Origin of the sequence: Flavobacterium sp. HSC-32F16, assembly GCF_024171645.1 — a bacterium.
GTDB lineage: Bacteria > Bacteroidota > Bacteroidia > Flavobacteriales > Flavobacteriaceae > Flavobacterium.
This window is the reverse complement of record NZ_JALKAC010000006.1, coordinates 268,546-281,326: the sequence shown is the minus strand read 5'-3', so window position 1 is coordinate 281,326 and position 12,781 is coordinate 268,546. Positions and strand designations below refer to the sequence as shown.

Sequence of the window (12,781 nt, the reverse complement as noted above, 5' to 3'; positions counted from 1 at the left end):
TTTAACTAAATTATTTTTTCTCAGCTTTTAAATACTCAATGATGATCGAAATTTCGTCGGCCAATTCAGTTGGACTTCCAAAATAACCATTTGATTTCCATCTTAATTTTCCGTTTTGATCTATAATCATTTTTTCTGGAATTCCAGAAAATTGAAATGCTTTAGAATATTTCTCGTATACTTCATCCAACTTTCCTGTTTTTGGATTTTTTCCATCGTACAAAATCGTAAAATCAAATCCTTTTTCTTTAATAAAAGCTTGTGTCTGCGCTTTAAAATCTTTGATGTATTCTTGCGTATCTACAAAATAAAAATTCACATTAGGATCTTGTTTGTACTTTTCAACTGCCATCTGCATTCCAGGCATTGCATTTTTGCAAGGTCCGCACCACATTGCCCAAAAATCAAGCACTACAATTTTTCCTTTTTGATCGGCTAATTTCACTTTACCACCTCTGCTGCTTTCTAGATCAAAACCTTCTATTGGCATATTGATCAGTTCTGCAATCAGTTTGGCTTTGTGCTCCTGAATATTACTGTCTGATTTAAATGAATTAACATGTGCTTCAAAACCTGCTTCTTTTCCGCCTTCTTTTAAGTAAATAGACTTTAAAGAAGCCAGCATTTCCGGCGTTACTTTGTTTTCTCTAATGCTTATCGCTAATAATTCTTTCGCATCAAGCGTTTTTCCTTCTCTAATGAGCATTCTCGTATAAACCTCGTTGTAACTTGCGTCTTTGTAACCGTAAAATGACTTAATTTTATCCAGATATCTTCTTTCTAAATCATAGTTTTTAAAGATTTCGTGAAGTTTTGCATACGTAAAATATTCTCTTGCAGCGTAATTTACTGTTAGTGCCTGCCATTCTTTAGGAGATAATTTCTGCGCATATTCTTTAGGCACAAATGCCTCTCTGCTTTCCATTTCAGGAATAATAATATCAGCGTATTTTTTTAGTGTTTCCAAATCTGTTTTCTCGATTCCATCTTCATGTCTGTTAAAAGGAATAGAAACCAAATGCCAGCTGTAATCTAGTACATTATTGAATGATACTTTTTTAACGCTGTTTAAAGCGAAATTGTAATCTTTATTTTTTACGATATAATTGTAAGCAATTGCTTTAAATAATTTATCGCTGAAAAGACTTTCTGTATCTGTAGTAATATCTAAAAATTTCTCAGCTGGAAAGTTTTTTTCGAATTCAGCATACTGTTTTACTTTTTTATCAAAATCTGATTCCATAAAGATTTTTCTAATTTCGATATCACGCGCCAGAACTCCTTTTGGATATTTTTTAAGCAAGACCTGCTGCACTGAATCAATAAAAACTTTATTAGCAGCTGGTTCTAATAAACCGATTGCTTTGGTTACATTATACTGATCCTGATTATCTAACTCATTTGTTAGTACAAAACGAACTTCTTTTTTGATACGAGGAGCAAAATCACCGCCTCTCACAATTTGAGCTACTTTTAATGCATTATAAAATATTTTCTTGCGGCTCTCTGGATGGTATTGCAATTCGTAATTTACCCACATTACGGCTACAGAATCATTTTTAAAAGCTGATTCATCTACGATGTTTGGAACATCATTTTCAAAAACTTTATTACGAAGCATTCCCCATCCTATATAAGCACCCGGAGATTTTGGAAGCATCCAGCTGTAAGTAATAGCTCCCCCTTTATCTATTAGAGTGTCTGAAGTAAAAATACAAGTTATCAATGATGCGTGATCTGAAAGTTTTACTTTCGTCTGCCATTTTTTATCAGAAGTCGCTTTAAGACTAATATCCTTAATGATCCATCTAAAATTATCATAAGTATATAATCTTCCTGAAACCTGTTTTGCATTTTTCAAAACAGTTGCGGAAGGATCATAAGTAATCGTAATTTCTTCTCCTGGATTTGGCTGTTCTGGAGAAATTTCAAATTTTTTGGGTTGATCCTGCGCATATATAGCTGCATTAGCAGTTATAAAAAGCGTTAATAGTTTTAATATTTTCATTTTCTTTTTGTTTAAGCACGTTCAGTTTTGTCTGAACGTGCTATATTTTTTTGAATCAATTCTTTTTAATTATTTTGCTGCAGATCTGGAGCGTAATCAAAGTAGATTGCGGCAAAAGGAAACTGATAACGATTTCCGTTTGGTTCAATGGTAAAAGTTTCTGTTAAGTATTTATGTGTAATTGTTTTAGCAAAACGAGGATCTTTATTTAATCTTTTCAAATCGGCCCATCTAAATCCTGCTCTTCCCATTAATTCTTTTCGGCGTTCAGCCAAAACTTTTACAAGAGCGTCGTTTGCATCAACGGCAGTTAAATCTGTATAATCTGCTGCTTTAAAACGTTTTTTTCTTAATGTATTAATAGTGGTCATTGCTGTACCTGCATTTCCTGCTCTGGCTTCGCATTCGGCTTTAATCACATACATTTCAGGAACAGTTGGTCCGGCGTTACGACCGTCTCCAGATAAAAGTTCTTTAGAATAGGCTCTTCCCTGAGTAAGAGTTCCGTAAGTCATTGTACTAATAGATCTTGTGTACAATTGGTATCTGAGATCTTTTGTATCAAATGAATTTAATAACTCATCGCTTAGAGACAAAAATATCGGCGAATACATATAAGTAGTAGATTCTTTTGCCAGTATATTTTCCGGATCATCAAAGGTTCTCGGCCATCCATAATCTCCAGCATTTTCGTAGTCTTCTAAATTCAATAAAGTATTTTGTAATGCTAAAGCTGATTCTGCATTCTGCAAGGCTTCTGTATAATTTCCCATATACAAATTTGTTCTCGCTAATAATCCGTAAGCAGATGCTTTTGATGGAAACCAAACACTTCTAGATCTATTTACTGGTTTTAATCCTGATGAAACAGCTTCTGTCAAATCCTTTACAATTTGATCGTAAACTTCTTTTACAGATGCTCTTGTAACATTCTCTGTTACAGTTGGTACAGTTAAAAGAGGAATTCCTAAATCTGTAGATGCAGTTGCAGGATCGTAGGCTTTTCCAAATACATTTACTAATGTCAAAAAGATAAAAGCTCTATGAACTTGGGCTTCTCCTTTTATAGCCAAACGTTCTGCCTCTGTACCATTTGTACTGGTCATTACTTCATTGATAATTACGTTACAAGTATATAAGCTTGCATATAACGAATTCATATCGTTATCTCTTTCTCCAACAGGAATAATTTCATTGGCCCATTTATACGTGTCCACATAAGGTCTGTTGTAAGCAGAACCAGAAAAATACTGATTAAAGTAATTTGCGTGGTCATCGCGCATTACAATATCATCTGAAGCTACATCTACTAAATTGTAAGTGCTGTTAAACGTAGCAGCTCCCTGCAGCAGATATCTATAATTCACAGTTTCTTTTGGAATAAGTTTTCCTTCTGTTTGTATGTCTACGTAATTATCACAACTTGTTAAAAGTGTTGATAAAATGCCTATATATATTAAATATTTTTTCATCGTTACAGCTTTTAAAAATTAAAATTGAATCCCATTGAATACATTGCCGTTGGAGGCAGTTTCATGCCCGAACCAGTTACTGGTAAAAAATCAGGATCGATATTGTCATTGTTTTTTCTCCAGATAATTCCAATGTTTCTTGCAGAACAAGTTAAAGCGGCGCTATCTATAAATGTATTTTCGAAGAGACTTGATAAATCATATTTCAATGAAACTTCTTTGAAACGAACATGGTCTCCATCAATTACTTTGTTATCACTAAATCTGTAACGGGAGAAACTGTAACCTGTCATCCCTCTTACACCGGGAACGCTTGTGGTAGCTTCGTCACCTGGATTTCTCCATCTTAAGTCAATGTCTGAATTTAAATCATATCCTTTGAAACTTCCGTATCTGTCTACATACTGATCAAATGATGGTTTAAACATTACATAGTCTAATTTGTAAGTAGCTAAAAGATAAAGTGAAAGTTTTTTATAAGTTAAATTAGCACTTAAACTTCCGTAATATTTTGGTGTAGAAGTCCCCATATATTTCATGTCTTCAATATCTGTAAGCATCACATTTGGCTGCACAATATTTCCGTCTTTATCATAAACCTGTACCGCTCCTGCACTATTTAATCCCGCATTTCTAAAAGCAAAAATACTATTGGTTCCATATCCTTTAATTGGTGCTGTACTTCCAGAACCATTTAAGATATTTGCAAAATTTGTAAATCTTGAATCGGTAACTTCATTCGTATTGTAAGATGTTACCAAACTTAAATCAAAACCAAAATCTTTTGTACTAATGATAGTTCCTTTTAAATTCAAATCAATTCCATGTCCTTCTAAAGTAGATGAATTTCTAGTAAGCGAACTATTTGGAACTCCATAAAACGGCGTTACCGGAAATTCCATAATTAAGTCTTTACTATCTTTTCTGTAGTACTCAATGGTTCCGTTTAAACGATAGTTAAGAAGACTAAAATCAAGACCAAAATTCATGATTCCGGTTTTTTCCCATCGAAGTGCAGGATTCGCTGCTGCAGATATAAAAGCATAAGGCTGTTGTGAAAATCTATCAACATCGGCCAAAGAAATATTTGTAAATGGGAATGTCTCTAAACTAATATTTCCGTTGTATCCGTAACTTGCTCTAAAACTTAAGTTATCAAAGAAAGTGACATTTTTCATGAAATTTTCTTGAGTAATATTCCATTTTAAACCAGTAGACCATAAAGGTGTTCTTCTGTAACTTTTATCTACACCAAAATTGTTGTAATCGTCTAAACGGGCACTTCCAGAAATGGTATATTTGTTATCATACGTATAAGACGCATTTCCATAATAAGACAAAAAGCGGCGCGTCTGGCTTTTTAATGTATTATTGTAACTAATTCCCTGCGCATATCCGTAAATTGTATTCGGATTATTTGAAGGAAGATCTATTGAAGTCTGTGCCGTTTCGTTATATCCATATAAAGTTCCTGACTGATTTGATTCTAATGTTTCTCTAAACTCAATACCTCCAAGAGCATCAATAGCATGTTTATCTGCCAAAGTGGTGTTGTAAACCAACTGACCTCTTGCGGTATAACTGTCTTTACCAAATCTTGAATTTTGGCTTATTCCTCCTAACGGAACTCCATAAATTAACTCATTTGTAGCTGTATTAACAGTTGTATACTGATTTACAAGATCTCTGGCAAAATAGGTATTTGGATTGTATAAATTTTTATTGTCCAAATTTGAAGTTTCAATATAATAAGTTCCAACAGCATCTAAACCTTTGAATAAAGGTGCTGTAATAGAAATATTAGCAGAATAATTTTGTTCTTTAATATTTCTGTTACTATTATCTAATTCTTCCATGTAATTATAGGTCCATGGCAAATATCCCTGATTTTGAAGTCTTTGGGCGTCTGCACTATAAAAGCGTCTCTCGTATGAAACTGAATTTCCGTTAGCATCAATTATTTCATTGTATGGCAGAAATGATGTTAAAGATGCCTGAAGTGGATTTAATCCTAAACCATTTTGATCATAATTAAAAATAGATCCTTTTAAACTCGTGCTTACTTTGAAGTAATTAAGCAATTTAAAATCCTGGTTTACAGTAAAAGTCATACGTTTACCTCCAGTACCAACAGCCTGAGTTTTTTCATTAGAAAATGAAGCCGATGTAAAATAAGTATAATCGTTTTGGCCGCCGCTAAAAGAAAAATCAAAATTATTTGATTCAGAAGGACGCATTAAATACTTTGTAATTTGATCGTAGTTATTTCTTCCTCTTAAAATATCTAATTGTGCATTTTTTTCGGCTGTTGTTATAGTTCCTCTTTTTTCCTGAAACATATATTCTACACCTTGGTTAATTGGAGTTGAATAATATAAACTTGTTGCTGACGCCGGATCTGTAATAATACCTTTATCTACTAATTCCTGTTCTAAATTCAATACTTGAGAAGAATTCATTAAAGGCAGGCGAGATAAAGAAGCTTTATTAGCAATGGCATAATTTTGAGAAGCGCTGAACCTTGTTTTCCCTCTTTTACCTCTTTTAGTTTCGATTACCATAACACCGTTTGCAGATCTTGCACCATAAATAGAAGCCGCTGCAGCATCTTTTAAGAATGTTATTTTCTCAATATCTTTTGGATTTAAGGTTCTAATATCTAATTCAGTCGGCGTACCATCTAAAATAATTAACGGTAAACTGCTGGCTCCGCTGGTATTATAAGTAGATTGTCCTCTAATTCTAAAGTTATAACTCGTTTTCGCCGCACCTGCACCAAATATATTGCCGTAAACAAATGAATTATCAGATTCCAGCACGTCTATTGCCAAACCCGCTACCTGACCTTCTAACTGATGCATTACATTCGAAACTGGAATTTTCTCCAAATCTTTTGCTGTAATTGTAGATACAGATCCTGTTGAACGTGTTTTAGAAATTTTTTGGTAACCGTTATTTACTACAATTTCGTTCATTAACGAAACTTTTTCTTTGGCTGTTATTGTTATATTGGACCGGCCGTCAAGATTTAATCTCGTAGTTTCGATTGTTAATCCCGAAGCTTCGATTATAGCATTTGTTGGTACACCATAAAGAGCAAAACTTCCGTCAAAGTCTGTAGTTGCTCCATTTTTGGTTCCTGTAACCCAAATATTTACACCCGGATAAGGTTCTCCGCTGGAATTAAGCACACGTCCTTTTACTTCTATAGATCCTGTAGAAATATTTTCTGGGCTTGTTGAAGTAACTACAATGGTTTTATCCTGAATGGTAAAGACAAACTGCTGTCCTTCAAATATAATTCCTAAAGCCTCTGAAATGCTTTTTTTCTGGATATTTAAATTTACTGGTTTTGCTTTGTCTAAAATTTTGACATTATAGAAAAAAACATATCCTGTCTGCTTGGTTATATTGGCAAACACTTTTTGAAAAGTAAGATTGGTTCCTTCTATGGTTACGGTTTTATTGGTTTGCGCAACAGCTGTATACGCAAGAAACATAAATAATATAAAATATAATTTTTTCAAATTATTTAATGCTGTCAATCTGGACTTTTCCTGAGTTAAACCCTGATTTTGACTTAATTTTTGATTGGTTAAAAATTTCATTACTTTTGAATCGGCTTGTTAATAATAGAATCGGTAAAAATTTTATAAGAACTACGCTGTCCATACCCAAAGCACGGGAATGCTTTGGGTATTTTTTTTCGAAGTTCTTGTTTCACATTATTATTGTGTCACAATCACCTCCTTTCCTGAAATCTTAAAGTGAATATCATTGCTTTCAAGCATTTTTAATACTTGATTTAATTTTAAGTCTTTTTGAATTGCGCCTTCAAAACGCTCATCCGGAATTTTTCCTTTATAAATAACATCTACATCATACCATCTTTCGATTTCTCGCATGATTTCGTCATATCTTGCATTCTCAAAGTAAAACAATCGGTTTTTCCAGGCTATTGCCAGTTCAGCGTTTACCTCTTTTGTTTTCATCGAATGTTTATCCGGCGAAACCACAATCTGCTGACCCGGTTTTACAAGAGAAGAATTGTCTCCTTCGGTAATTTTAATTTTTCCTTCTAACAAAGTAGTTTTAAAAACCGGTTCATTTTGATACGCTCTCACATTAAAATGTGTTCCTAATACTTCAACTTCCTGTCCGTTTGAGAAAACTTTAAAAGGCATTTTTGCATTATGGGCAACTTCAAAATAAGCTTCTCCGGTTAAAACCACCGTTCTATCGTTTCCTTCAAAATAAGTTGGATATTTTAATGAAGACCCAGCGTTCATCCAAACACTAGTTCCGTCTGGTAATGCAATTTGAAATGTCTTGCCATTTGGCGTGACCAAAGTATTGTAGCTTACTTTTCCTTTATGGTCTTTGCTGTTTTCATCATAACGAATTTGTCCGTCCTGATCTTTGGTAATTACAACATTTTCCTGATTGGCTACTACTCCGTTTTTCTTATCGTTTAAAACTACTTTTGAACCATCAGAAAGTGTTAGAATAATATCGTCCGAATTTTTCTCTACAACCGCATTTTCAGTTTTGGTCTCTAAAGTATGTATTGTCGATTTTGTTTGAGAGAAATAGGCAATACCAATTAATAATGCTGCAGATGCAGCGATTGCATATTTGTAGTATGATTTATTACTTTTTTGCAGCGTACTATTTTTGTCAATAATTTTCCAGGCATTATCAAGGTTGATTTCCTTAATATCGCTTTGATAATTATTCTGTACTCTTTTAAAATATTCCCTGTTTGCGTCAGACTCATTGTACCATACAGTAAAAACTGATTCTTCTTCTGGGGTAAGAGTATCATTTATTTTCTTTATGATCAGTTTAAATTCCATTTGCAGAATCTCTTTAAATTAACAATTACATCATGTAATTTATAACTAAGACAATCAGAACAGAATAATGGGTGACAAAACTTTAAGAAAAAATGAAGAAAAAATTAAATTTAACACAAAGCTAAATATTTTTCTTACAGACGTATAGATAACAAAGCCATTACTACAACCAAAGACTGGCTGATTTTAGTTTTGGCTCTTTGAAGCTGTGTTTTTACCGTATTTACAGAAACGCCTAATTCATCGGCAATTTCATTGTAACTGTAGTTTTCAATAAATTTAAGTTTAAAAACCTGCTGCATACTTTCAGGAAACGTCTCTATGATTTTTAATATCTGATTATAGAGAATGTTTTTTTCTTCTTCCGAAATTAAATCCAAATCATCTTCCAGAACAAGCATCGAATTCAAATCTATTAAATTTAAATCGTCTGTAATTTTTATAGATTTAAGGTAATTTAAGCATCGATTGCGAACCATGGCAAACAAATAAGCTTTTAGCGAGCTTTTAATTTCGATGTTTTTTGCATTTTCCCACAATGAAATAAATACTTCCTGAACCACATCCTCACTCGCCTGTTGATCGAACAGAAAATTATGGGCATAAATAACCAGCTCTTTATAAAAACGATCAAAGACATTTTTATAAACAGTTTTATTTTGTTTTTGGAGCTCTTCTAAAACAATATTTATTTCCAAAATATAAACTACAAACTAATTAGTGGTCAAAAAAACAAAGCTAGATAAATTTGTACTATCTTCAAATATCAATCAAATTTCTCCGAATATACCTAAAAACAACCAAAATTTAGAAATCATTTTTTATATATGATAAAAAAACAGGATTTAATTTATATTAAAAAAACAATATTAGTACAAATCTTACCCGAAAATCAGGTCTTTTTTTAACACTAAGATGTTCTTTTATTAATTTATACGTAAAATTTGATCTTCAGGTTTAAAAAACTCAACATATTGTTTCGGTGTAATTTGATATTTTAAATCTTAACAGAGCGTAAAACAAAAAACCTGCAGTGATTACGCACTGCAGGTTTCTATTCTAAATGTATTACACTCTATTTTTTTATAGTGTCTGTTGTAATAGTTCTAACTGTATCTGTTGCCGTAGTATCTATATCCGGGCCTACAGTATCAATTATAGCTTCTGTTGAATCTATATCCTGAGACTCGATTGTTGTTTCGTTCTTCTTACACGAAAATGCCAATCCCGATACGAGAATCAACAATAATGCAATTTTGGTTTTTAATAGCGTTTTCATAATTATATTTTTACTGTTTGTATTCAACTTAATATTTCAAATTTAACAAACTGTTTATCAACACTATTACATAATTACAGCTATCATTTATAAAAATCGAAGAAATATTATTCTTCGTACATTTCCATCCAAAGTCTTGTTTCTTCAAGATCGAGTTCTTTTTCTATTTTTCTGAAAATTTCTTCGTTTACAGAACCTTTTTTATGCATGCTTTCCAGTTTACCGCGTTCTACATTCAAAAGATCAATTTGAACTTTGGTAAACTCATTAAAAATTTGTCCGCCCAATACTTTTCCGTTTCCAAAAAAGTTGGCAGGAAGTTCTGTTTTTTGAAGACGATTAAATTTTACTTCATATTTGCTTTTAATGTTGTGCAGTAATTCATCATCTAACAACGAAAAATTATCTTCGATATGAGTGATTGTTTCCGAAACTATTTTATTTCGAATATCATACTCTTCGGCCAAAATAGAATAACGCTGAATTTTCAGTTTTTTAATTACCCACGGAAGCGTAAGTCCCTGAATAACTAAAGTAGAAAGTATCACACAAAAAACCAAATAGATAATCAAATTACGAAGCGGAAATTCTTCTGTTTTGTTCAGCATTAACGGAAGTGCCAAAGCTGCCGCCATAGAAACCACACCGCGCATTCCTGACCATCCAAAAACGATCATATTTCGATAATCAAATTCTTCTTTTTCACGAATTCTCTTGCTTAACATTCTTGGAATCACTGTAGCAGGAATTACCCATAGAAAACGAACCACTATTACTACAATGCTGATTACTGATCCCCAAATAAATAAAGAATTTCCTGAGTAATTGCTTATCCCTTCTATAATTTGGCGTAATTGAAGCCCAATTAAAATAAAAATTAATCCGTTGAGAATGTTGTTTAAAACATCCCATATCGTATTGGTCATGATTCTACTTTCATGAGAAAAAATAGCGCCGGTTCTTGCGGCTAAAAAAAGACCCGTTGCTACTACCGCCAAAACTCCTGAGCCATGAAAATGTTCAGCAATTAAATACGATGCAAATGGTGTCAATAAGGTAAGTGTCACCTCGATAATATCATCGCAAACAAATCTTTTATGGATATAGTACATTATAAAACCAACGGCCAGACCTACTGCAATACCCAAAACCGACATTAAAACAAAGTTTAGTCCAGCCTGCCATAAAACGAAATTTCCTGCTGTAATGGCTGTTAAAGCATATTTGTACGCTACAAGACCACTGGCATCATTTACCAGACTTTCTCCTTCCAAAATTGCAATTAATCTTGGATGCAAACCTAAACCTTTTGTGATCGCTGTTGCCGAAACTGCATCTGGAGGCGATACAATAGCACCCAGTAAAAAAGCTAACGGCCAGGAAATATCATCTATAAGCCAGTGCGCCACAATAGCAACTAATCCTGTAGTAAAAAAAACCAAACCAATGGCGGCTAAAGTTATCGGGCGGATCGTTTGTTTAAAATCAGACCAGCTTGTATGCCACGCTGCATGGTACAAAAGAGGCGGAAGGAAAATGATAAAAACAACTTCTGGACTCAACGCAATAACCGGAAGCCCCGGCACCACGCTGATAATTACTCCGCATAGCACCAATACAATAGGAATTGGAAAATTATATCTTTTACTTACTAAACTAAGAAAAGCTACGCCAAAGAGTAACATTATAATTACTGTGATATTTTCCATTTTTTAACTGCGGGTATTTATTTGTTTGGGATTATAATTCTGGATGCTAAATTAAGATTTTATGATAATTAAATTAGAATAACACTAAAAAAGAATACTCAATTTATTGACCTGCATCAAACTTTTTCATCGAAGACAAGTTTAGATTTGTTTCAAATTTATTTCTTAAAAACAGTTTCAAAATACAATACCATGATAAGTACAGAATTAAGTCCGTTAGTGCAGTTTGGAGTTACAAGCAAAGAACGAGTTGAAAATGCTCTCGAACAACTCAAAAACGGGAAAGGAATTATTGTAACCGATGATGAAAACCGTGAAAATGAAGGCGATTTGATTTTTTCTGCCCAGCACATAAATGTTCAAGATATGGCCATTATGATTCGAGAATGCAGTGGTATTGTCTGTCTTTGTCTGCCAAATAAAAAAGCAGATCAGCTTGAACTTCCTTATATGGTAAAAGAAAATACAAGTAGTTTTCAAACGCCGTTTACCATTACAATTGAAGCTAAAAATGGAGTAACAACCGGAGTTTCGGCAGCTGACAGAATTACCACCATTAAAACGGCAATTGCCCAAAATGCAAAACCGGAAGATCTGGCAAGGCCCGGACATATTTTTCCGTTACGTGCGAAAGATAACGGCGTTCTGGAAAGAAACGGCCACACCGAAGGAAGTGTCGATTTAATGAAACTGGCCGGTTTACAGCCAGAAGCTGTTCTTTGCGAATTAATGAACGAAGATGGCAGCATGGCTAAACTGGACAAAATTATTAGCTTTGCACAAGAGCACGATTTAGTAGTTTTATCTATCGAAGATATTGTCTATTACCGTAAATTCGTGCGAGATTATAACTAAAAAATGATATACGAACAGCTTGGTAATTATATTAGAAAAAGCATTGAAGTTTCAGATGAAGATCTAAATACTATTCTCTCCTATTTCAAACCTTTAAAGAAAAATAAAAATGAGTTACTGCTGGAACAGGGACAAACCAGCCAGCAGACATTTTTTATTGGAAAAGGCTGTATCAGAATCTTTTTTATTAATGAAGAAGGAAAAGACGTTACCCGATATATCGCTTTTGAAAATCAATTTGCAACAGCTTTGGTAAGTTTTATAACCAAAATGCCTTCTGTAGAAAATATTCAGGTGATTGAAAAATCAGAACTGCTTTCGATTGCACATGAGGATTTTAATCATTTGATGAAGATTATTCCGCAGTGGAGGGAATTTTACAGTAATTATCTTGAAAAAGCGTATGTAAATAATGCCAATCGCTTAATGTCGTTTACAACCATGGATGCTTTGGAACGTTATAATCAATTGCTAAAAATTAATCCGGCTATTGTAAAAAGGCTTCCTAATAAAATTGTAGCTTCGTATATTAACATTTCGCAGGAAACTTTAAGCCGATTGAAGTCTAAAGTTTAGTTTTTTCAAACACATAGAAACATAGT

General features: G+C 33.3%; 9 protein-coding genes. 2 read left to right on the top strand and 7 right to left on the bottom strand.

The features are described from left to right. Nucleotides 1–10: 10 nt before the first annotated feature. From L1276_RS17580 to L1276_RS17550, 7 genes are all read right to left on the bottom strand, one after another. A complete protein-coding gene (locus tag L1276_RS17580) occupies nt 11–2,008 on the bottom strand; it encodes a TlpA disulfide reductase family protein (protein WP_253790084.1) in 1,998 nt (665 codons plus the stop codon). A gap of 65 nt (nt 2,009–2,073) precedes the next feature. Next, entirely contained in the window at nt 2,074–3,480 is a 1,407-nt protein-coding gene (locus L1276_RS17575; RefSeq protein ID WP_253790082.1) for a RagB/SusD family nutrient uptake outer membrane protein, read from the bottom strand. Between the two features lie 11 nt (nt 3,481–3,491). Beyond that, entirely contained in the window at nt 3,492–7,088 is a 3,597-nt protein-coding gene (locus L1276_RS17570) for a SusC/RagA family TonB-linked outer membrane protein (RefSeq protein ID WP_253790080.1), read from the bottom strand. A 120-nt stretch (nt 7,089–7,208) separates the two neighbouring features. Continuing rightward, on the bottom strand, nt 7,209–8,336 hold the full coding sequence (locus L1276_RS17565) for a FecR family protein (protein ID WP_253790079.1): 1,128 nt from the start codon (nt 8,334–8,336) through the stop codon (nt 7,209–7,211). A 134-nt stretch (nt 8,337–8,470) separates the two neighbouring features. Then, the gene (locus tag L1276_RS17560; RefSeq protein WP_253790077.1) at nt 8,471–9,034 is read right to left on the bottom strand and encodes an RNA polymerase sigma factor; all 564 of its coding nucleotides are present in this window, start codon (nt 9,032–9,034) and stop codon (nt 8,471–8,473) included. A 377-nt stretch (nt 9,035–9,411) separates the two neighbouring features. Beyond that, nucleotides 9,412–9,615 (bottom strand): hypothetical protein, encoded by a 204-nt coding sequence (locus tag L1276_RS17555; protein ID WP_253790075.1) that lies wholly within the window; start codon nt 9,613–9,615, stop codon nt 9,412–9,414. A gap of 107 nt (nt 9,616–9,722) precedes the next feature. Next, complete coding sequence (locus L1276_RS17550) at nt 9,723–11,324, bottom strand: Na+/H+ antiporter (protein WP_253790073.1); 1,602 nt, start codon at nt 11,322–11,324, stop codon at nt 9,723–9,725. A gap of 192 nt (nt 11,325–11,516) precedes the next feature. On the opposite strand from L1276_RS17550, the gene ribB reads away from it, so the two are divergent. After that, nucleotides 11,517–12,179: a 3,4-dihydroxy-2-butanone-4-phosphate synthase gene (gene ribB, locus L1276_RS17545; protein ID WP_253790071.1), complete on the top strand. Its 663-nt coding sequence runs from the start codon at nt 11,517–11,519 to the stop codon at nt 12,177–12,179. Nucleotides 12,180–12,182: 3 nt separating this feature from the next. After that, nucleotides 12,183–12,755 carry a Crp/Fnr family transcriptional regulator gene (locus L1276_RS17540; RefSeq protein WP_253790069.1) on the top strand — a complete coding sequence of 191 codons (573 nt, stop codon included), beginning with the start codon at nt 12,183–12,185 and terminating at the stop codon, nt 12,753–12,755. Nucleotides 12,756–12,781: the final 26 nt, after the last annotated feature.

Excerpts from the sequence above, each read along its gene's own strand:
- L1276_RS17580 (WP_253790084.1), bottom strand. The coding sequence starts at position 2,008 with ATGAAAATATTAAAACTATTAACGCTTTTTATAACTGCTAATGCAGCT.
- L1276_RS17575 (WP_253790082.1), bottom strand. The coding sequence starts at position 3,480 with ATGAAAAAATATTTAATATATATAGGCATTTTATCAACACTTTTAACA.
- L1276_RS17570 (WP_253790080.1), bottom strand. The coding sequence starts at position 7,088 with ATGAAATTTTTAACCAATCAAAAATTAAGTCAAAATCAGGGTTTAACT.
- L1276_RS17565 (WP_253790079.1), bottom strand. The coding sequence starts at position 8,336 with ATGGAATTTAAACTGATCATAAAGAAAATAAATGATACTCTTACCCCA.
- L1276_RS17555 (WP_253790075.1), bottom strand. The coding sequence starts at position 9,615 with ATGAAAACGCTATTAAAAACCAAAATTGCATTATTGTTGATTCTCGTA.
- L1276_RS17550 (WP_253790073.1), bottom strand. The coding sequence starts at position 11,324 with ATGGAAAATATCACAGTAATTATAATGTTACTCTTTGGCGTAGCTTTT.
- ribB (WP_253790071.1), top strand. The coding sequence starts at position 11,517 with ATGATAAGTACAGAATTAAGTCCGTTAGTGCAGTTTGGAGTTACAAGC.
- L1276_RS17540 (WP_253790069.1), top strand. The coding sequence starts at position 12,183 with ATGATATACGAACAGCTTGGTAATTATATTAGAAAAAGCATTGAAGTT.